The organism is Pseudosulfitobacter sp. SM2401 (assembly GCF_042932805.1).
Lineage (GTDB): Bacteria > Pseudomonadota > Alphaproteobacteria > Rhodobacterales > Rhodobacteraceae > Ascidiaceihabitans.
Map to the genome: position 1 here is coordinate 3,665,028 of NZ_CP170633.1, position 19,898 is coordinate 3,684,925.

General features: G+C 53.5%; 17 protein-coding genes and 1 tRNA gene. 9 read left to right on the forward strand and 9 right to left on the reverse strand.

All coding sequences use genetic code 11. The features are described from left to right. Position 1 precedes the first annotated feature (1 nt). Together ACFIO0_RS17970 and ACFIO0_RS17975 are read left to right on the forward strand one after the other, a co-directional pair. On the forward strand, positions 2–883 hold the full coding sequence (locus tag ACFIO0_RS17970) for an EamA family transporter (RefSeq protein WP_390911770.1): 882 nt from the start codon (positions 2–4) through the stop codon (positions 881–883). Beyond that, a complete protein-coding gene (locus ACFIO0_RS17975; RefSeq protein ID WP_390911772.1) occupies positions 883–1,752 on the forward strand; it encodes a PfkB family carbohydrate kinase in 870 nt (289 codons plus the stop codon). Before ACFIO0_RS17970 ends, ACFIO0_RS17975 begins: the two co-directional genes overlap by 1 nt. Here the strand turns inward: ACFIO0_RS17975 and ACFIO0_RS17980 are convergent. After that, positions 1,739–2,950, reverse strand: coding sequence for a mannitol dehydrogenase family protein (locus ACFIO0_RS17980; RefSeq protein WP_390911773.1), 1,212 nt, complete (start codon positions 2,948–2,950; stop codon positions 1,739–1,741). The two genes, ACFIO0_RS17975 and ACFIO0_RS17980, sit on opposite strands and share 14 nt — an antisense overlap. Next, on the reverse strand, positions 2,950–4,311 hold the full coding sequence (gene uxaC / locus ACFIO0_RS17985; protein WP_390911774.1) for a glucuronate isomerase: 1,362 nt from the start codon (positions 4,309–4,311) through the stop codon (positions 2,950–2,952). Before uxaC ends, ACFIO0_RS17980 begins: the two co-directional genes overlap by 1 nt. 91 nt (positions 4,312–4,402) lie before the next feature. On the opposite strand from uxaC, the gene ACFIO0_RS17990 reads away from it, so the two are divergent. After that, positions 4,403–5,419 carry a Gfo/Idh/MocA family oxidoreductase gene (locus ACFIO0_RS17990; protein WP_390911775.1) on the forward strand — a complete coding sequence of 339 codons (1,017 nt, stop codon included), beginning with the start codon at positions 4,403–4,405 and terminating at the stop codon, positions 5,417–5,419. Continuing rightward, positions 5,416–6,594: a mannonate dehydratase gene (uxuA, locus tag ACFIO0_RS17995; RefSeq protein ID WP_390911776.1), complete on the forward strand. Its 1,179-nt coding sequence runs from the start codon at positions 5,416–5,418 to the stop codon at positions 6,592–6,594. Before ACFIO0_RS17990 ends, uxuA begins: the two co-directional genes overlap by 4 nt. On the opposite strand, the gene ACFIO0_RS18000 is transcribed toward uxuA, so the two are convergent. The 3 genes from ACFIO0_RS18000 to ACFIO0_RS18010 all read right to left on the reverse strand — a co-directional run bounded on the left by ACFIO0_RS18000 (position 6,591) and on the right by ACFIO0_RS18010 (position 10,696). Continuing rightward, complete coding sequence (locus ACFIO0_RS18000; RefSeq protein ID WP_390911777.1) at positions 6,591–7,022, reverse strand: universal stress protein; 432 nt, start codon at positions 7,020–7,022, stop codon at positions 6,591–6,593. The genes uxuA and ACFIO0_RS18000 overlap by 4 nt on opposite strands. Further along, the gene (locus tag ACFIO0_RS18005; RefSeq protein WP_390911778.1) at positions 7,019–9,625 is read right to left on the reverse strand and encodes a TRAP transporter fused permease subunit; all 2,607 of its coding nucleotides are present in this window, start codon (positions 9,623–9,625) and stop codon (positions 7,019–7,021) included. The genes ACFIO0_RS18000 and ACFIO0_RS18005 overlap by 4 nt, the downstream gene beginning before the upstream one ends. 102 nt (positions 9,626–9,727) lie before the next feature. Continuing rightward, positions 9,728–10,696 carry a TAXI family TRAP transporter solute-binding subunit gene (locus ACFIO0_RS18010; RefSeq protein WP_390911779.1) on the reverse strand — a complete coding sequence of 323 codons (969 nt, stop codon included), beginning with the start codon at positions 10,694–10,696 and terminating at the stop codon, positions 9,728–9,730. A gap of 304 nt (positions 10,697–11,000) precedes the next feature. Between ACFIO0_RS18010 and ACFIO0_RS18015 the strand changes: the two genes are divergently transcribed. Continuing rightward, positions 11,001–12,326 (forward strand): aspartate aminotransferase family protein, encoded by a 1,326-nt coding sequence (locus ACFIO0_RS18015; RefSeq protein ID WP_390911780.1) that lies wholly within the window; start codon positions 11,001–11,003, stop codon positions 12,324–12,326. A gap of 267 nt (positions 12,327–12,593) precedes the next feature. Here ACFIO0_RS18015 and ACFIO0_RS18020 read toward each other — a convergent pair whose 3' ends face one another. Continuing rightward, a complete protein-coding gene (locus tag ACFIO0_RS18020; protein WP_390911781.1) occupies positions 12,594–13,313 on the reverse strand; it encodes a hypothetical protein in 720 nt (239 codons plus the stop codon). Between the two features lie 368 nt (positions 13,314–13,681). Continuing rightward, positions 13,682–13,807 (reverse strand): helix-turn-helix domain-containing protein, encoded by a 126-nt coding sequence (locus tag ACFIO0_RS18025; RefSeq protein ID WP_390911782.1) that lies wholly within the window; start codon positions 13,805–13,807, stop codon positions 13,682–13,684. 314 nt (positions 13,808–14,121) lie between these two features. Between ACFIO0_RS18025 and ACFIO0_RS18030 the strand changes: the two genes are divergently transcribed. After that, positions 14,122–15,387 carry an ATP-binding protein gene (locus tag ACFIO0_RS18030; RefSeq protein WP_390911783.1) on the forward strand — a complete coding sequence of 422 codons (1,266 nt, stop codon included), beginning with the start codon at positions 14,122–14,124 and terminating at the stop codon, positions 15,385–15,387. Continuing rightward, complete coding sequence (locus ACFIO0_RS18035) at positions 15,387–15,803, forward strand: response regulator (protein WP_390911784.1); 417 nt, start codon at positions 15,387–15,389, stop codon at positions 15,801–15,803. The genes ACFIO0_RS18030 and ACFIO0_RS18035 overlap by 1 nt, the downstream gene beginning before the upstream one ends. A gap of 279 nt (positions 15,804–16,082) precedes the next feature. Here the strand turns inward: ACFIO0_RS18035 and ACFIO0_RS18040 are convergent. Then, positions 16,083–16,168, reverse strand: a tRNA-Leu gene (locus ACFIO0_RS18040). Between the two features lie 239 nt (positions 16,169–16,407). Here ACFIO0_RS18040 and ACFIO0_RS18045 point away from each other — a divergent pair. Continuing rightward, a complete protein-coding gene (locus ACFIO0_RS18045; protein ID WP_390911785.1) occupies positions 16,408–17,388 on the forward strand; it encodes an NAD-dependent epimerase/dehydratase family protein in 981 nt (326 codons plus the stop codon). Here ACFIO0_RS18045 and ACFIO0_RS18050 read toward each other — a convergent pair. Continuing rightward, on the reverse strand, positions 17,385–18,188 hold the full coding sequence (locus tag ACFIO0_RS18050; protein ID WP_390911786.1) for an undecaprenyl-diphosphate phosphatase: 804 nt from the start codon (positions 18,186–18,188) through the stop codon (positions 17,385–17,387). The two genes, ACFIO0_RS18045 and ACFIO0_RS18050, sit on opposite strands and share 4 nt — an antisense overlap. A 234-nt stretch (positions 18,189–18,422) precedes the next feature. Between ACFIO0_RS18050 and ACFIO0_RS18055 the strand changes: the two genes are divergently transcribed. Beyond that, a complete protein-coding gene (locus ACFIO0_RS18055; RefSeq protein ID WP_390911787.1) occupies positions 18,423–19,862 on the forward strand; it encodes an FAD-dependent oxidoreductase in 1,440 nt (479 codons plus the stop codon). The last annotated feature ends 36 nt before the right edge of the window (positions 19,863–19,898 follow it).

The window sequence follows — 19,898 nt, forward strand, 5'->3', positions numbered from 1 at the left end:
CATGGCGGTTTTGGCGCAAAGCATAGAAGACAAACCGCGCCTCGGCATCATTTTGATGCTTGGGGCGTGGTTTCTGTTTGCGCTGGTCGACACGGGGGCCAAGTGGCTTGCCGTGGCCGGTTTGCCTGCGTTTCAGCTGGCATTCATGCGATATGCGGGTCATTTTGTGATTTCGATTGGGGTCATTGCCAAGGATGGCATCAGCCGTGATCGCTTCCAAACTAGCCACAAATGGCAGGTCATCAGTCGCGCGCTTTTGCTGGTGTCTGCGACCTTGTCGAACTTTTACATCCTGCAATTTCTGCCGCTGACTGTTGTTTCGGCGATTATATTTTCCAGCCCCGTCATCGTGTGCTTTTTGTCGATCTACGTGCTGAAGGAACCGGTTGGCCCGTGGCGCTGGTTTGCGATTGTCCTTGGCTTTGTCGGCGTTTTGATTGTGGTGCGACCCTTTGGTGAAGACTTTCATTTTGCGATGGGTTTGGTGATTTATCAGGCCACGGCGCTGGCGCTTTATTCGATTATGACGCGTCGTTTGGCCGGCATTGTGGCCGTGGACACACAGCAGTTTTACATGGGGCTGGTCGGTACGTTTGTGTTGCTGCCCTTTGCGATTTGGACATGGCAATCGCCCCAGACATTTATTGGTTGGATCGTGCTGATTGGACTTGGCATATTGGGTTGGGCGGGGCATCAGTTGCTCACGAATGCGCACCGGTTTGGAACAGCAAATACACTGATGCCATACACGTATTCGTTTATGATTTATGTCTCTTTTTGGGGCTATTTTGTGTTTGGCGATGTGCCGGACCAATGGACAGTTTTGGGCGCACTTGTGATCATTGGATCGGGCCTCATCATTTGGAAACGGGAGCAAAGCTAATGCGCATCGCGTGTATCGGAGAAGCCATGATCGAGCTGTCCATGGCTGGCGAAGCAGCACATGTCGGGGTGGCAGGTGACACGCTAAATACGGCGATTTATTTGCACAGGTCAGCGCCTGAATTGCAGGTCGACTACGTGACCAATTTGGGGGATGACCCGTTTTCCGATCAAATCAAAACGTTTATCGCCAATCAAAATATTGGGACAGATGCGATCACGATGATGCCCGGCGCGTCGCCCGGCCTGTACGCAATCACGACCAGCGAAACGGGCGAACGATCGTTCACGTATTGGCGCAGTGCGTCTGCGGCGCGGGGCATGTTTCAAGCCGGAGATACCTGCGATTTCAGCAGTCTGTCTCAGTACGATGCGGTGTATTTGTCCGGTATTTCGATGGCGATTTTACCGCATCCCGTACGTTTGGCGTTGATCGATTGGTTGCAGAATTCGGACGTTCAGGTGATCTACGACAGCAACTATCGCCCGCGATTATGGAAAGACGCAGACACCGCGCGCAAGGTGACGACCGCAATGTGGGCGCGCGCAGATATTGCGTTGCCGTCAATAGATGACGAGATGGAATTGTTTGAAGAAACGGCTGATCAAGTCACAGCCCGCTTCGCAAAACACCAAGGAACTGGCGCGTTAAAACGCTCGGCTTTGGGGCCATTATCTTTGGGCGTGCATGTCCAGCAGGATTACATGGCGGCACCCAGTGTGGTGGATACAACAGCAGCCGGAGACAGCTTTAATGGCGGATACCTAGGGTCTCTTTTGTCGGGCTCATCGCAGGTTGATGCGTTGATGGCGGGGCACAATTGTGCTGCGAGGGTCGTGCAATATCGTGGGGCGATTATTCCTGCATAAGCGGGAGCAGGTCCACAGCATTCACAAGTTTTAGCAGCTCAAAAACCGGATCGTTTGATTGCACAGCGTGTGCGATTTGATGTGCTTTAGGATCATCCAAAATGCGTCCTTCGCGGGTCTCTTCGATGCAGAAATTGATCCAGCTTTTGAGTCCATGCACCAGCGCATCAGCAGGTTCACCCATTGCCAAAAGATCTCTGATTGTTTCGATAAAACGGTACGGTGTTTTCTGACTTCCATCCATCGCGATTTGGCGCAGGGCATGGCGCAATTCCGGATTTTCGAACCGCTTGACCAAGGCACTTGCATAAGCGCCGGATGGGTCATTTGCCCCGATGGGCAAGGTCTTGATCGCTTCGTTCATTAAGGTTAAAACGCGATCGTGCAGCACCGGATCGGCGATTGCTTGGTGCACAAATTCATGGCCGCGCGCGATGCCGTTATAAGCCAACAACGAATGCGCCCCGTTTAGCATGCGGAGTTTGCGCAGCTCGTGCGGGGCGACATCGCGCACAAATTGCACATCCGGCCAGTCGGGGCGTTGGCCTGCGAAATCATCCTCAATGACCCACTCGCGAAAAGGTTCCGTTGGCACGGCCATCGGGTCATTCAAGGCATTGCGCAAGGCATCGGTCGTTGCAGGCGTGATCCGGTCGACCATCGCGTTGGGGAAAGTGAACAACGACCAATCGAGCGTTAGATGCGCGGCTCTTGCGAACTGTTTTACGGCTCGTTTCAAGGCTTGTCCGTTTGCTATCCGATTGTCGCACGGCAGAATGGTCACGGGGGTCGCGCGCATCGAAAGGCCAAAGGCCAGATAGCTGATCAAGGTTGACGGCGTTTGTGTTTTCAGGTCCTGCGCAATCGCGGGATCCGAAAAATCGAGCTGCCCGTTCGCATCCAGATGATAGCCTTTTTCCGTCACTGTGGCCGAGATAATGTCCGCGCTGTTGACGCCATCCAACACTGCTTGGGGGTCTTCGGGCGCGACGAGAATATTGCGCAAAACAGTGATCTTTTTGGGGCCGATCCCTTGCACACCCAGGGTGTAGTCAAAGCCCTGTTTCGCCAGCTTATTGCGAGTTTCGGGACTGCGAAGACTAACACCTACCACGTCCCACTGACCTGCATCGGCAGTGTAATCCAACAGGTGCGCGCAGGCGAAGTTGCCCAATCCAAAGTGTAAAATCCGGCCCATCAGGGTGCCAATCCATAAGCGTCACGTGCCAGATCAGTTGCTAGCGTTTGCGCCAATTCTGCCGCATCTTTTGCGCCAAAATATCCGCGGTTCATCTGCTGTGCCAAATGATCGGCAACGCCGCGCCGCCACAAATCATGGCGGGCAGGGATCGACATGAACGCCCGTGTGTCATCGTTAAAGCCAGCCAAATTGTGATAGCCTGCCGTCTCAACAACCTGATCAAAATACCGTGCAATGCCGGCTGGACTGTCATGAAACCACCAAGGTGGTCCGATGCGTAACGCAGGCCAGTGCCCCGCCATAGGCGCAAGTTCGCGGGCGTATGTTGTTTCATCCAGCGTGAACAAGATCAGCGTGAAATCAGGTGTATTTCCGACCCGATTTAGCAGAGCCTCAAGCCCGCGCACCCAATCCACAGCTACAGGAATGTCGGCGCCTTTATCGCGCCCAAAATCTCTGAGGACATCTGAATTTGTATTGCGCCGCGATCCGCCGTGTATCTGCATCGTCAGCCCATCTTCGACAGACATTTGCGCCATTTCAATCAGCATATGACCGTAGAATTTGGCGGCATCTTCTGGTGTCGCGTTACTCTTGCAAAGCTTTTGATACAGCTCTTCGGGGTGATCAATCCACTCGGTATGAACGACTTCGATTGCGTGATCCGTGGCTGTGGCACCCATCATTGCAAAGAACGTGCGGCGTTTGCGAAGTGCTGCGAGGTAGCCGTTAAAATCACCGGTATCAGTGCCTGTCAGTTGCCCAAGATGCCTCACGTTCTCCACAAAACCAGGGTCGCTTGGGTCTAGCACGCTATCTGGCCTGAACGTTGGAATCACGCGCCCGTTCCATGGGCTATCAGCGATCGTTTGATGATGCTCAAGCGTGTCCAAAGCACCATCTGTGGTCGCCAAAACTTCGATTCCAAAGCGGTCGAACAACGCACGAGGGCGGTGATCGTCCAGCGCTAAAAGTTCTGCGATTTGGTCATAAATCTGATCTGCTGTTTCAACGGAAAGCGGCGTTGAGATGTTCAGTGTTTCGCGCAAAACATAGTTAATCCATAGCCGTGACGGTGTGCCTAAAAACAGATGCCAATGGGCGGCAAACAGGCGAAAAACATCACGGGACTTTGTGGTTCTACCTGCCGCGCCAATCCCCAAGTTCGCCAACGGAACTCCTTGTGAATACAGCATCCGAAACACGTAATGGTCCGGTATCACCAACAGCTTGGCGGGGTTTGCAAATGGCGTATCCGAGGCGAACCACGCAGGATCGCAATGCCCATGTGGCGATACAATCGGCAAATTGGCGATGCCCTCGTACAGGTCTTGTGCTGGCCCGTGCAGTCTGTACATTTTGATGGCTCCAATGGCGGCAATTACTGGGATTGCGCCTTGCATCTTGGCCCTGTGAACCGGCACAATCAAGTCAGGAAAAGGGGCCTGTATGAACATCGCATTGATCGGTTTGGGCATGGTTGCAGACACCCACGTCGCAGCGATCCGCGCGTCCGCGCAAAACCTGAACCTGTCGTGTGTTTTGGGGCGGGATGCCGGGCGAACGCGGGCGTTTGCGGATAAAACTGGCACACGCGTGGCTGATGCAACCAAAGATATTGCGCAGGATACGTCCATCGACTTTGCAATTGTTGCAACGCCCCCAAATGCGCGGATTGAAATCGTTCGCGCTCGTGCGGCCTCGATTGCCTTGAAACAAGCAATTGATGCGGGTGTCTTGGGTGACCTTGCGACGGTGGAATTGCGTATTCCGTGGTGGCGGAATCAAAGCTATTATGACGCGCCCGGGCGTGGCAGTTTTGGGCGTGACGGCGGTGGTGTGATGATCAGCCAAGCGATCCATACTCTGGATTTGGCGATGTGGTTGGTTGGGCCGATTGCGACGATACAAGCGCTCATGCGCACCACGCCTTTGCATCATCTAGAAGCCGAGGATTGGGCAGGCGCATTGTTCGAATTCGAAAACGGCGTGTGCGGTTCGTTGATGGCCAGCACCGCGGCGTTTCCCGGACAGGCAGAAAGCATCGTGATCCAAGGCAGCAAGGCGGCAGCACATTTGGCTTTTGGCGTTTTGACGTTGCACCATCTTGATGGTCGGACCGAAGAACTTGGCGCGAACGCCAGCACCGGTGGCGGCGCGGACCCAATGGCGTTTACTCATGCGTGGCACCAATCGGTGATCGAAGATTTCGCGCGTGATCCTAGCGATCAGGTGGCGATCGATACGGCGTTAGCAGAGGTTCCCGACCAACCAATCGGCTGCGTTGGTTTCTTTGCTGAAATGGCAAAAGCGATTGCGGGCCTGCCCAGCGATACGATCCATTTTGCAGATGGCACGCGGTCAGTTGAACTGGTCACCGCGATCTATCATTCTGCACGCGGTGGCGGCCGTGTTAAGCTGCCCATTCCCCCCGATCACCCGCTTTTTGAAGGATGGCTACCATGAAACAATGTTGGCGTTGGTTCGGGCCTGATGACCCGATTGCTTTGGCTGATTTACACCAAATCGGGGTGCAAGGAATTGTCACCGCGTTGCATCAATTGCCGCCCGGTCAGCCGTGGACAGAAAGCGATATTGCTGCCCGTCAAGCCGTACTGGCGAACGCGGGATACAACTGGGATGTGGTCGAAAGCTTGCCGGTTTCAGAAGCAATCAAGACGCAAGCGCCCGAGGCATCCGCGCACATCGCGTCCTATATTTCCAGCCTGCATGCTTTGGCCGCACGAGGGATAGAAACCGTTTGTTACAACTTTATGCCGATCCTTGACTGGACACGGACGTCACTGCGCGCACCGCAACCGCATGGTGGTGCGGCGATGCTGTTTGATCTGGTGGATTTTGCGGTGTTTGACCTGCATATTTTGCGCCGCGGCAACGCACCGTCGGACTATCCGCAAGAGGTGACAGACGAAGCAAATCGCGTGTTTTCTGCCATGTCAGACACTGAAAAGACGACCCTTCAACACAACATCACGGCTGGTTTGCCCGGCTCCAATGATCAATGGAGCGTGGACGACGTGCGCGCCCTTTTGGACACCTACGATGGGATCACACCTGACCGTCTGCGCGCGCATCTGATCGACTTTTTGACCGAGGTGGCACCTGTCGCGCAAAGCCTTGGAATGCGGTTGTGTTGTCACCCTGATGATCCACCGTTTTCCTTGCTTGGCCTGCCGCGAGTCATGTCCAGCACGCAGGATTACGGCGCAGTTTTGAATGCAGTGGATGTTCCGGCCAACGGGGCGACATTGTGCACAGGATCGCTAGGTGTTGTGTCCAGTTTCGATGGTCCGGAATTTGTGCGAACCCATGGACCGCGGATTCATTTTGCGCATTTGCGCAACACGATGCGCACTCTCAGTCTCGACCGCGAGCGCCCGAATTTTTTCGAAGCTCCGCACCTGGAGGGGGACGCCGATATGGTTGGTACGGTCCGTGCTCTGATGGCCGAACAAAAGCGCCGTGAAATCGAGGGACGTAGTGATTGGCAAATCCCGATGCGCCCTGATCACGGACAGGAATTGCTGAGCGATCTTGGCGGGCACAGCACACCCGGCTATCCGTTGATTGGGCGGATGCGCGGGCTGGCTGAGCTGCGTGGAATAATGGCGAGCGTCTAGCGAACGACGTGCACCGAACAGGTTGCGTGGCGCACGACGCGGGCAGCGTTGGGGCCTAGCAGATAGTCTGAAATGTCCGCCTTATGCGCCCCGACAACGATCAAGGATGCGCCGGTTTTTTTGGCAAGGTTCAACACTTCTTCGTAGGCGCGGCCCGTGGCGATGACATGGCGCACTTTGGCGTTTTGATCGGCGTCCAAGGCCTTGGTCACCAGCGCGTTGAGGTGTTCCTTTGCTTCGGTCACCATTTTTTCGTGGTGGTCTTTGCTAAAGAATGAGCTGACTTGGCTCATTCCAAAATCGGGAACAACAGCGATCACATCGAGCTGCGCGTTGTCCAAAGCGGCCAGTTGCGCGGCTTTTCGGATGGCTTTGATATCGTCGTCACCGTTGCTGACGTCGACGGCACATAAAACAGAATTGGTCATGCTGGAACTCCTGTCCGGGACATGCGGGCGCGTTGCAGGAATGCGATGAACATCAAAAAGATCAACGCGGGGATGAACACCAGTTCTTTTGGCATCTGATTTGCTGGCGCTTGGACTGATGCGATTTGCACTGGATCATCGCCGTAGAAATCAAAGCTGCTGAGGCTGTCCGAGAAAGGTGATCCAAAGGATGGTTCGTCCATTTTTGTGACCCCATCTTGGTCAAGCAACAACAGGCCGGACGCTGTCATGCGTTCGTCTGCTGATCCGGCCCCAACTGGCAACAGCAGCGTGGTTTCTTTGGTGTCGCCAGTGTCGAAATCGGGGCCAGAGATGATCAATCGTATCTCATCGCCCTCCGATGCATTGCCAAGTGCTGTGGCGAATGCCGCGGGTTCAACCTGTTCGAACGGTGGTTGGATGCGGTCCATCACAAAGTCGGGCCGGAACAGTGCGAATGCGACCAAGACCAAAGCGACGCTTTCGTAGATGCGGCTTTTGGTCAGGAACCAACCCATGGTTCCTGCGGTGAATACCAGGATCGCGATCGAGGCGGTTATGAACACAAGTATCCCTTGGACCCAACTGACGTTTATCAACAGCAGGTCGGTGTTAAAGATGAACACAAACGGCAGCGCCACGGTGCGCAAGCTGTAGAAGAATGCGACGAAACCGGTTTTGATCGCATCGCCACCAGACACGGCAGCAGCGGCAAAGCTGGCAAGCCCGACAGGCGGGGTCACGTCAGCCATGATGCCAAAGTAGAACACGAACAGGTGCACCGCGATCAGTGGTACGATCAGCCCCGATTGCGCACCAAGTTCGACAACAACACCAGCCATCAAAGACGACACAACGATGTAGTTCGCGGTGGTCGGTAGCCCCATCCCAAGGATCAGGGACAACAGCCCGACCATCACCAGCATCAAAATCAGATTGCCGCCGGACAGGAATTCAACCAGATCGGCCATGACTTGGCCCACACCTGTTAGGGTCACGGTGCCGACAATCACGCCAGCCGTGGCCGTTGCGAGGCCGATGCCGATCATGTTGCGCGCGCCGTCGATCAGGCCTTGGATCAAGTCGCCAAGACCTTGGCTAAACGCATTGGCCATGTCGTTTTGACCACGAAAGATCGCCTTGAGCGGACGTTGTGTCAGCAAGATCACGAACAGCAGCATCGTGGCCCAGAAGGCGGACAAGCCCGGTGATTTCTGTTCGATCATCAAGAAGTAAACCAAGACGATAATGGGCAGCAGGAAATACAAACCGGATTTGTAGATTTCACCAACGACAGGCAGTTCGATTTCTTCTGCGTTGGGATCGTCAGGCTCCAAATCAGGGACGCTAGAGGCGAGATACAACAGGCCGGCGTAGGCCACAAAGATCAGGACGGACATCACAACTGCTGAGGCGTCACCTGCCGCCGCCGCAACCCAACCAACGGGGTATTGCACGCCGTAACAAAGGGCTGCGAAACCGACAAAGAATGCCATCATGCCACCAATGGTTTTGCCCATCGACACCACGCGGTTGCCCAGCGTTGGCATGTTGTTTTTCACAGCCTCGAGGTGAACAATGTAGACCAGCGCGATGTAGGAAATGGTGGCGGGCAAGAAAGCGTGGGTGATGACCTCGACGTAAGAAATGCCGACATATTCCACCATCAAGAACGCCGCAGCACCCATAACAGGTGGCATGATCTGGCCATTGACAGAGGACGCAACCTCGACCGCGCCCGCCTTTTCAGAACTGAACCCGACGCGTTTCATCAGCGGGATGGTGAACGTCCCCGTGGTCACGACGTTAGCGATGGACGAGCCCGAGATCAGGCCAGTCGCGGCAGAACCAACCACGGCGGCTTTGGCCGGACCACCCTTGAGGTGACCCAATGCGCCGAACGCCATTTTGATGAAATAATTGCCCGCGCCTGCCTTATCCAGCAGCGCGCCGAACAGGACGAAAAGGAACACGAATTTGGTCGAAACGCCCAACGCGATGCCGAACACGCCTTCTGATGTGATCCACATGTGGCTCATCGCTTTTTTCAGCGATGCACCTTTCCAGCGGATGACGTCAGGGATGATCTCTGAGGAACCGAAGAAGACGTAGCCTAGGAAAATTGTTGCGATGATCGCCATGGCAGGCCCCAGCGCGCGGCGGGCCCCTTCGAACAAAATCAGCAGACCAGCAAGGGCGAACCATTTGTCCATGTTGTCGGCAAGGCCGCCCGCATCAACGATTTTTTGGTAAAAGAAAAACCCGTACATGGCGATGAATGCACCGACCAAACCCAGCAGCCAGTCCACCATCGGAATGTAGGCGCGTGGGCTGGATTTGAACGCCGGGTACGCCATGAAGGCGAGGAATACAGCAAATGCCAAATGGATCTGGCGCGAGTTGTTGATCACATCGCCGGGGAACACATAGTTGGCAAGCGGCGAGGCAAGCAGCACCTGAAACAGCGACCAGACGACGGCCACAACGGCCAATAATGTGCCAACGGCACCTGCAGGATCACGCGCCCCTGCATCGGAAGAGGCTACAAGATCTTGTAGTTCTGCTTCGCTAAGTGCCCGGTTTTCGGATGATTTTTCGGCCATGTCTGATGTCCCCCTGAGGTGCAGTTTTGACTGCATTTATAATTCTGGGTCGTGGTAAAATCGTGGTGGAGGGGCAGCGCGTGCCCCTCCGATTGTCATAGCTTAGTCGATCAAGCCGGCTTCTTTGTAGTATTTCATTGCACCGGCGTGCAGAGGTGCCGACAGACCAGCTGTCGCCATTTCCTTGGGGTCAAGGTTGGCGAATGCAGGGTGCAGCTTGCGGAAATCTTCGATGTTTTCCATCACGGATTTCACAACGATGTAGACGGCTTCTTCGGACACATCTGACGACGTGACGAATGTTGCACCAACGCCGAATGTTGCTGTGTCTGCGTCATTGCCGCGGTACATGCCGCCCGGAATATTGGCTGTGCGGTAGAACGCGTTGTCGCTGATCAGGCCGTCAACTTCGGCACCGCTGACGGTAACCAAAACGGAATCACAGGCTGTTGTTGCCTCTTGGATCGAACCGGAAGGGTGGCCGACTGTGTACACCATCGCATCGATTTGGTTGTCGCACAGGGCGGCGGACTGTTCTGCTGCCTTCAGCTCAGTTGCCAAAGCGAAATCGCCTGTTGTCCAGCCTTTGGCCTCTAGCAGAACTTCCATTGTGCCGCGTTGGCCGGAACCGGGGTTGCCGATGTTGACGCGCTTGCCCTTAAGGTCGTCAAACGTGGAAATGCCTGCGTCTGCGCGGGCCACAACAGTGAACGGTTCAGGGTGGACCGAGAATACAGCGCGCAGGCCTTCAAATGCACCGGCGTCCTCAAATTTGGATGTGCCGTTGTACGCGTGGTACTGCCAATCGGATTGGGCCACACCAAATTCCAACTCGCCTTCGCGGATGGTGTTGATGTTGTAGACAGACCCACCTGTGGATTCGACCGAACACCGAATGCCGTGTTCTTTGCGGCCTTTGTTGACCAAACGACAGATCGCGCCGCCTGTAGGGTAGTAAACGCCCGTGACGCCGCCTGTGCCGATCGTGATGAATTCTTCGGCGAATGCCGCTGGTGCCATCATGGCCCCGACAGCCATTGCTGCGAATGACAATTTCAATTGGTTGGACATCAGAAGTCTCCCTTTAGTTGATGTTCGTAGATGCTATGCGTCGTCCCAAGCATTATCGGGGCGACAGGTGCGCAATTTTTTGACTGCTGGCAGGCGCGCGAAACTGGCTCGGCGTTGCCATCAGTTTTCCTGATCATGATCGGGGAAAACCCAAGAGTCGAGCAATAACACAAAAAGAAATGATGGCGGCATGATCGTATTGATGAACGGTGCAGTGGGCGTTCGTGACGGCGAACATGATCTTGTCAAACGTCGGCGCATCGTGGTTCAGTGACGGTGCCGCATCAATTTAGGGATCAACGCCATGTCACATGTTTTTCCAAGACATACGAAATCTGCGCTTCCCAGAATTGCACGCGGTGAGGGTGTCTATTTGTACGATCAAGCAGGCAAACAATACCTTGATGGATCGGGTGGTGCGGCGGTGTCCTGCCTTGGGCATGGGGACGCGGATGTGATCAATGCGATCAAGGCGCAGCTTGATGAAATTGCCTATGCGCACACCAGTTTCTTTACGTCTGACCCCGCCGAGCAATTGTCGGATAAGCTGATTTCCCACGCACCCGATGGCATCGACCGGGTTTATTTGGTGTCCGGTGGGTCTGAGGCGATGGAAGCGGCGTTGAAACTTGCGCGCCAGTATTTTGTGGAAATTGACCAACCGCAACGCCGCCATGTGATTGCCCGCCGGCAAAGCTATCACGGCAACACATTGGGGGCCTTGGCAACGGGCGGCAACGAATGGCGTCGCGCCCCGTTCGCGCCTTTGATGGTCGATACGACACATATTTCGCCGTGTTTTGAATACCGTGGAAAACGGGCCGAAGAAACAACAGCAGACTACGGATTACGCGTCGCAAACGAGCTTGAAACCGAAATTCTGCGCCTCGGCGAGGACGCCGTGATTGCCTTTGTCGCAGAGCCTGTTGTCGGTGCAACAGCTGGTGCTGTTCCGGCTGTCGAGGGTTACTTTAAACGCGTGCGCGAGATTTGTAATCAATACGGTGTTCTGCTGATTCTAGACGAGGTCATGTGCGGCATGGGCCGTGTCGGTACGTTATTTGCCAGCGAACATGACGGCATCAATCCGGACATCGTTGCCATCGCCAAAGGGCTGGGTGCGGGGTATCAACCTATCGGTGCGATGCTGTGTTCGGGCAAAATTTATGACGCGATAGAAACCGGCAGCGGGTTTTTCCAGCATGGTCATACCTACGTTGGCCACCCGACTGCCTGTGCTGCAGCATTGGCTGTCTTGAGCAAACTCACAGATGGTGGGCTAGTTGCGCAATCCGCACTCATGGGCGAGAAACTGCAAGACGCATTGCAGCAGGCGTTTGGCCAGCACCCGAACATCGGCGATATTCGTGGGCGGGGTCTGTTCTGTGGCATCGAAATTGTTGAGGATCGTGACACCAAACGCCCGTTTGACCCATCGCGGGCCATTCACAAGGCGCTTAAAAAGGCAACGTTCGAGGTTGGACTTGCCTGCTATCCGATGGGTGGAACCGTGGATGGCCAAAACGGTGATCACATCCTGTTGGCACCGCCGTTCATCCTACAAGACAGTCATATCGACGAGATCGTGACCAAACTGGAAACCGCAATTGTTCGGGTGCTACCGCAGTAGCTACATCAACCGTTTTTCAGACCTGCGTCGGCAATTGTGAAACTGGAAAACATGGTGCCCGGATAGGGGTATTCAGCTACCCGCGTAGTCATCGATTTTAAACAGCTAATAGTCAACGATATGTCACTGATCGTGCAGTTCTTCGAACACAGAATGTCGGCTGTGGAACGCGGAGCCAGTTTAAGAGGGCCAAAAACTGTCGGTTTGGTGTTTCTTAAAAATAACGAATAACGCTAGCTTAGACGGTCTCACTTGAGGGACACTTGGCTAGACATCATGGCTTGCATCTATGCGCGACTTTTGTGAATGGCTCAGTCCGAAACGCCCGACGTAGGAAATTAAGGAACCGTACGCTATCAGCGTGTAGGACATGAGTTCCAAACCTTCTTGGATGGCTGCCTTGTACGAAGAATTGTAGCTTGAACCCATCACCGCTTCCCATAGTGACCCGTTTCCAAAAAGACGCGTGAAAAACAGGAGTAGAAGTACTCCGATGTAAATAAAAGTAGCTGGGCGCGTTTCGAAATGCCGCAACAAGGGTTCGGTCAGCGTTGCGCGATTTCGATACACCAACACGGTTCCTACGATCAGCACACCAGTTCCCGGAATTTTCCAGAAACCCTGCCAGATGTGATCAAACAGAGCGTCACTTTCGCGGATTAACAGGAATGAAAAAAACGTTGCGACGAACAACAGATACCCTCGTGCTGGGGGGAATTTGAATGCACCTGTCACGATGAAAGCTATAGACACGAATAACAGCGCATTATGCAAGAATTCGGTCAACGATTCTTCAGACACACTGTCAGAAAGGATTGTGACATCTACATAAATGATCACAGGTACGAGTGCTATCAATACTGCCAGCATGACGAATTCTAGGCCGATAGCGATAAGCCTGTGTGCGGTCGATTTGGGCTGTCTCTGTGGTGTACGAGGCAACTGGTCAAGAGCTTGTTTTTTAGAACCCTGATGAACAACGGACATAGCAAAATGGCCCCAGTGATGTTGCGCCTAAATATGCCCTGAGCACATATGACGATCTGAATAATTATCAATTCGACGAGATGCCAGCGATAGAGATAGCGCTAACTTTTCCTATATATAGCAGCCATTCGTGGCTTTAAAGAGTTTTGGTAGTTTGGGTGCTGCACGGATATTCGCTGCGGTTGCGAATATTGTGAAGTGCAAATTTATGCTCCGATGGCCGCATCCATCAGGCGATCTCAGCTGATGGACGCGACACACTCCGCAATCTGCTCGGGAGACCACTTATGCCGTAGTTTTGCTGAGACTGCGTGGGGCAATACAGGGTGGCAAGCCAGCTTGCATATCTTCGGGCGCAGAGCACGGTTTCATGCCGCCTGATCTGATGCCGTCGCACGATAATCCGCAACGCCGCCTTTGCGCCGGACCTCGCGGTTGATCGTCGAGGGTGCGCGACCCAATTGGCGCGCGATCATACGAAGGGATTGCTTCATACCCAGCCCCGTGAAACCTCTCCGCGCTGCCAACACTCCATCTCTTCACAAAGAGTAAAGTGTTGAGGCCGCCGCCTAAACTGTCGAATGCTGCCCTGATCACACAGGTCTGCTCGTCACATTTCAAGACTTCATCTGCGGGAATTTGTCGAGGATCGTCAGGCGCTCATCTCGTCTTTCTTGATTAGGCCGGCAATGCAAAGTCGTGCGTATCTTGATGTAAGTTATGTAAGTTCAAACTTCACTTTTGAGTTCATCAATTCTTAGAGGTGTATCGGCTAAGATCAAGAATGGGAAAAATAGGTCATGACAAAATGAGCACTACTGCAACCAACACTGTCATTGATCCAACCGCGAACACGTTTGATACTGTTTCATTCTTTGAAAAGGTAGTGTCTCTGGTCCCAGGCATTGTCTATGTCTTTAATCAAAAAACGATGGCGAATGAATATTCGAACCGCTCCATTGCAACGCTCCTTGGGTACTCGTCGGATGAGATCATCAAGATGGGTGATGCGCTTCTGCAGACCGTCATTCATCCAGATGATCTGGAAGGGCTTGTGGCATATTTTGCTAGTTTGCAAAGCTTAGCAGATGGGGAGGTCGCAAATTTTCGGTACCGTATTTACGCAGTTGACGGTTCTGTGCTGTGGTTTAGTACAATTGATACTGTGTTTGAGCGCGCCGCGGATGGATCTGTGTTGCGTCACATCGGTGTAGCGAGTGATGCCACCGAACAGGTAAGTCAAAACCTTGAACTTGCTGCTATAAACATGACCCTAGAAATGCGCATTGCAGAGCGGACAAGCCAATTAGCCGCTTTGAACGCGACCCTAGAGACGAAAGTGCAAGATCGAACATCGGAATTGTTATGCATCAACGACGAACTTGAACAGCTAACCTACATCGCGACGCATGACCTGAAAGTCCCGATTACCAATCTGACCCATCTCACGCAAATTCTAGCAGAAGACACCAGCGGCTTGAACAAAGAGCAGTGTGATGTGGTTGGTTGGATGGGGGTAAGCTGCGCTCAGGCAAATGGTAAGGTTGCAGGCATGGTCCAAGTTGCACATGCGCGTTCTGCAGAGTTAAAACAGCTTGAACCTGTTAATTTGCGGACTGTAGCGGAGACATCTTGTCGCGTTCTTGAACATGAAATTAAGGCTTCGACGGCTGTCATTTCTGTTGATTTCGATGCGGGACAATCTGTCGAATACCTAGCATTCGAGAGTGCAAGTATTTTTGATAACCTCATAGGAAATGCCTTGAAGTATGCACACCCTGACCGGACACCACAGGTTCATCTGCGTACTCAGATGGGTGATGATCATATCCTCCTGATCGTACGTGATAATGGCACTGGATTGAATCTGCCAACGGACGAAGAGAAAGTGTTCGGATTGTTCAAACGTGCTCACGTCGAACCACCCGGTAGCGGCATTGCACTTTATTCCATTCGCAAAACACTTGAGCGCTATGGAGGCGACATACAGGTGGATAGTGTCCTTGGTGAATGGACTGAATTTCAGATTTCCTTCCCCAAGCGATCTCTCGTAAATGTGAAAGAAGACGCGTGATGGAACAGATCAAGAAAGTTCTTTTGATTGACGACGATACAGTGACAAACATGATGCATCAGAGGATTATCAATAAATCAGGGCGGGCCCAGGAGATATTGGTAGCGACGGATGGCTTAGCTGCGTTGGAGATATTGGAACAACATATTTCTGACAATGAAACACTGCCCGAACTGATCTTTCTCGACATCAACATGCCCCGCATGGGTGGGTTCGAGTTTTTGGAGGAATTTGAAGAACGGGGTATTGGCGCTAACGGGCAAAAGATCATTGTCATGTTATCAACATCTCTTATGAAATCCGACCATGATCGGGCGCAGGCAGACCCAAACGTGCATTGTTTTGCAAATAAGATGATTGGTTCTGAGGAGTTCTTAGGTTTTGTGGAAGAGGCTCTCCTAATCCGCCCTACCTAAAATTTTGGGATAAATATTATTTCTGAATAGTGATTTACCGAGACTAACGGTTACGTCTCTTTAAGTGTCTAACGAATGCTAAAAGCAGGCATTGACGGGTTTGCAGCGAACAGCAGCTTTGTCCGCAAAGCCGTCATCGGTACCCCGAAATGCTGCATTGATTATCAACGTCCGTTTCAGGGAAGCCATTCACAACATGCTGAAGGTGGATGTTCGGGTGCATACTATTCAGGTAGTATTGGGTATATAATTGAAATTTTTGAATATTTTTGCAAAAATTGGTGCCCAGAAGAGGACTCGAACCTCCACGTCCATAAGGACACTAGCACCTGAAGCTAGCGCGTCTACCATTCCGCCACCTGGGCACAGGTGATGAGCGCTGTTTATGTTTGGCACTTGGGCGAGTCAAGCGAGATAATGCGTTGGCTACAGCGGAAATCCAGATTGGTCAAAAGACAGGTGGAGGCGCCCGATTGCACATAAAACCAGACAGAAATTGCTATACTCTGCCTGATCTAATCAAAAATTTTCACCTCATTTACATTGTTCGGCAACACTGAACGGAGTATGGAAGGCGCAACTTTTCTCTGCAGGAGCATGGGTCATGTCCAAGCTGGTCACTATCTACGGCGGTTCAGGTTTTGTCGGACGCTACATTGCGCGCCGGATGGCCAAGGCTGGATGGCGTGTACGGGTTGCGGTCCGTCGCCCGAACGAGGCGTTGTTTGTGAAGCCTTATGGCGTTGTTGGTCAGGTCGAACCAGTGCTGTGTAACATTCGCGATGACGTGTCTGTAGCGGCTGTGATGCAGGGTGCGGATGCGGTTGTGAACTGCGTTGGGATCTTGGCGCGCAATGGTAAGAATACGTTTGACTCGGTTCAATCCGAAGGGGCGACACGGGTTGCGCGTATCGCGGCCGAACAAGGTATCGGGTCGATGGTCCACATCTCGGCGATCGGTGCAGACGCAGATGCGGCCAGCGATTATGCGCGCACAAAAGCCGAAGGCGAGGCCGGCGTTTTGGAGCACATGCCGAAAGCGACGATCCTGCGCCCGTCGATTGTGTTCGGTCCCGAGGATGAATTCTTTAACCGCTTTGCCGGCATGACGCGCATGGGCCCAATCCTGCCAGTGGTTGGCGCGGACACGATGTTCCAGCCTGTCTACGTCGATGACGTGGCGCAAGCTGCTGAGCTGGCGCTGACCGGTGCTGCCGATGCAGGCGTTTACGAATTGGGCGGGCCGGATGTGGCAAGCTTTCGTGACCTAATGGAACGCATGTTGAAAATCGTGCGCCGCCGTCGTTTGATTTTGAACATCCCGTTCTTTGCAGCAAGCATTATGGGCTGGTCCCTGGAGTTGGCGAGCAAACTGTCTTTGGGCATCATCCCCGCGATGGTCACCCGCGATCAGGTGCGTAATTTGCGCAACGATAATGTGGTGTCCGAAGGGGCTAAATCCCTAGCGGATCTTGGGATTGAACCGGTTACGATGGCGTCTGTTCTGCCTGACTATCTGTGGCGTTTTCGCCCGTCCGGTCAGTACGATGCAATCAAGGAAAGCGCTAAGAACCTGCGGACCTAAACGTAGGCCCATCCGATCAGGATGATGCCTAAAATCATGCGGTAGATCACGTATGGTGTAAAGCTGACGGTGCGCAACAAGCGCATCATCAGGCTAAGTGCGATCAGGGCTGCGAGAAACGCAAACACCGCGGCAATGGCGCCGTCGCGCGCTAGTGCCCAATTGGCCTGATCGATCACGTCCAATCCCAGCAATGTGCCAGAGGCCAAAATGGTCGGGATCGACATTAACATCGCCAACTTTGCACCACCTTCTCGGCCATAGCCCAGACGTCGGGCTGCCGTGATCGTAATGCCGGATCGGGATGTCCCGGGGATCAAGGCAAGAACTTGGGCGCACCCCATCCACAGCGCGTGTTTCAGTGTCCAGTCGGTGGCTTTGCGGTCAGTGGTGCCAGTGCGATCCGCCCAGTACAGGACCAGACCAAAGATCAGCATCATCCAACCGATCACTGCGGTTGAGCGCAGCAATTCGTTGAGGCCGCTAGCCTTCAGGATCAGCCCGGCAATGATGACTGGAATGGTTGCGATGATCAGGCAAAGTGCCAGAAATGCACCCGCCGTGTCGACCTTGCCGCGCAGCAAGCGGGTCGTTCCCGTGGCCGCGATTTTCACGTCTGACCAAAAGAACAGGATCACTGCGAATAACGTGCCGACGTGCACGGCTACATCGATCGCCAGCCCCTGATCCGGTGCGCCTGTCAGCGCAGGCAACAAAATCAAATGCCCTGAAGAGCTGACAGGTAGGAACTCAGTTAGCCCTTGGATCACAGCCAGAATAAAAAGATGGAACAGTGTCACAAAAGGGTCCTGCTGTGATTGGTGTGCCCTGATCGTATAAGCGAATGATAATAAATAGAAAGTTCCAATATGGTTCCGTATCGGACTTAAAATTGACAAAGATCAGCAATAAAATCAGAAGACATCAAAAAATAATTGTATATAGGTCAGTAAAGCTGCCTTTTATTGCGACGCGGGGTGATTTAAAGACGGGTTTCTGAATTATGCGCGCAGAATCTGCGGATGGAGAATGTCATGGCTGAACAACCGATGCTTAAATTTGTAACGATTGACCGCGACATGCCGCAAAAGCGTGAGGCGGAAACGCGCCGGGAAGACTTTAACGAGATTTACGCCGAATATGCGGACGCCAAAGCCAAAGAGCAATCAAGCCGGTGCAGTCAATGCGGCGTGCCTTATTGTCAGACCCATTGCCCGCTTCATAACAACATTCCCGATTGGTTGCGTTTGACCGCCGAAGGGCGCCTACAAGAGGCATATGAAGTAAGTCAAGCGACCAATACGTTCCCCGAAGTCTGTGGCCGCATCTGTCCACAGGACCGTCTGTGCGAGGGCAATTGCGTCATCGAAAGTTCGGGCCATGGTACCGTAACCATCGGGTCAGTTGAAAAATACATCACCGACACAGCATGGGAAAAAGGCTGGGTATTGCCGATTTCCCCCACGGTCGAACGCGCTGAAAGCGTCGGCATCATCGGGGCTGGACCGGGCGGTTTGGCTGCGGCCGACGTGCTGCGCCGTGCTGGCGTTCAGGTCACAGTTTATGACCGCTATGACCGTGCTGGTGGTTTACTGACCTACGGTATCCCGGGGTTCAAACTGGAAAAAGACGTGGTCATGCGACGCAATGATCAGCTGGCCCAAGGTGGTGTGAAATTCGAACAAAACGTAGACATTGGTACCGACATCAGTTTCGCTGATTTGCGCGTCCGCCACGATGCAGTGATCATCGCCACAGGTGTTTATAAATCAAGGAAAATTTCCGCCCCGAACGCCAATGCGAATGGCGTCCTAAAGGCGCTTGATTTCTTGACGGCGAGCAACCGCAAAAGCTTTGGCGACGCTGTGCCGGAATTTGACGACGGTGCCCTGAACGCGATGGGCAAACGGGTCGTTGTGATTGGCGGCGGTGACACGGCGATGGACTGTGTGCGCACGTCGATCCGCCAAGGTGCGACGTCGGTCAAATGTTTGTACCGCCGTGATCGCACAAACATGCCTGGCAGCCAGCGCGAAGTACAAAACGCCGAAGAAGAAGGCGTCGTGTTCGAATGGTTGAGTGCGCCGAAAGGCTTTGCTGAAACAGGTGGCAATGTCACGGGAGTGATGGTGCAGAAGATGCGCTTGGGCGCACCGGACGCAACGGGCCGCCAAGCACCCGAAGTGATTGAGGGCGCGGATTATGTCGAAGACGCGGACATCGTGATTATGGCGCTGGGCTTTGAGCCCGAAGACCTGCCAACCTTGTGGGGCGAACCTGATTTGCCAGTGTCCCGTTGGGGCACGATTGTGACCGAATACGTCACCGGCAAGACCGCGATGGACGGTGTTTACGCGGTAGGCGACGTCGTGCGCGGCGCGTCATTGGTAGTTTGGGCAATCAAGGATGGCCGCGACTGTGCCCAAGCGATTTTAGAAGGGCTAAGTGCCACAAAAACGATGGCAGCCGAGTAGTCAAAGCCTGCAATTCCAAGCCTTAGCAGATTTTTC

Bases quoted from the DNA above. Each gene is read 5' to 3' on its own strand.
- ACFIO0_RS17970 (WP_390911770.1), top strand. From the start codon at position 2: ATGGCGGTTTTGGCGCAAAGCATAGAAGACAAACCGCGCCTCGGCATC.
- ACFIO0_RS17975 (WP_390911772.1), top strand. From the start codon at position 883: ATGCGCATCGCGTGTATCGGAGAAGCCATGATCGAGCTGTCCATGGCT.
- ACFIO0_RS17980 (WP_390911773.1), bottom strand. From the start codon at position 2,950: ATGGGCCGGATTTTACACTTTGGATTGGGCAACTTCGCCTGCGCGCAC.
- uxaC (WP_390911774.1), bottom strand. From the start codon at position 4,311: ATGTACAGACTGCACGGGCCAGCACAAGACCTGTACGAGGGCATCGCC.
- ACFIO0_RS17990 (WP_390911775.1), top strand. From the start codon at position 4,403: ATGAACATCGCATTGATCGGTTTGGGCATGGTTGCAGACACCCACGTC.
- uxuA (WP_390911776.1), top strand. From the start codon at position 5,416: ATGAAACAATGTTGGCGTTGGTTCGGGCCTGATGACCCGATTGCTTTG.
- ACFIO0_RS18000 (WP_390911777.1), bottom strand. From the start codon at position 7,022: ATGACCAATTCTGTTTTATGTGCCGTCGACGTCAGCAACGGTGACGAC.
- ACFIO0_RS18005 (WP_390911778.1), bottom strand. From the start codon at position 9,625: ATGGCCGAAAAATCATCCGAAAACCGGGCACTTAGCGAAGCAGAACTA.
- ACFIO0_RS18010 (WP_390911779.1), bottom strand. From the start codon at position 10,696: ATGTCCAACCAATTGAAATTGTCATTCGCAGCAATGGCTGTCGGGGCC.
- ACFIO0_RS18015 (WP_390911780.1), top strand. From the start codon at position 11,001: ATGTCACATGTTTTTCCAAGACATACGAAATCTGCGCTTCCCAGAATT.
- ACFIO0_RS18020 (WP_390911781.1), bottom strand. From the start codon at position 13,313: ATGTCCGTTGTTCATCAGGGTTCTAAAAAACAAGCTCTTGACCAGTTG.
- ACFIO0_RS18025 (WP_390911782.1), bottom strand. From the start codon at position 13,807: ATGAAGCAATCCCTTCGTATGATCGCGCGCCAATTGGGTCGCGCACCC.
- ACFIO0_RS18030 (WP_390911783.1), top strand. From the start codon at position 14,122: ATGAGCACTACTGCAACCAACACTGTCATTGATCCAACCGCGAACACG.
- ACFIO0_RS18035 (WP_390911784.1), top strand. From the start codon at position 15,387: ATGGAACAGATCAAGAAAGTTCTTTTGATTGACGACGATACAGTGACA.
- ACFIO0_RS18045 (WP_390911785.1), top strand. From the start codon at position 16,408: ATGTCCAAGCTGGTCACTATCTACGGCGGTTCAGGTTTTGTCGGACGC.
- ACFIO0_RS18055 (WP_390911787.1), top strand. From the start codon at position 18,423: ATGGCTGAACAACCGATGCTTAAATTTGTAACGATTGACCGCGACATG.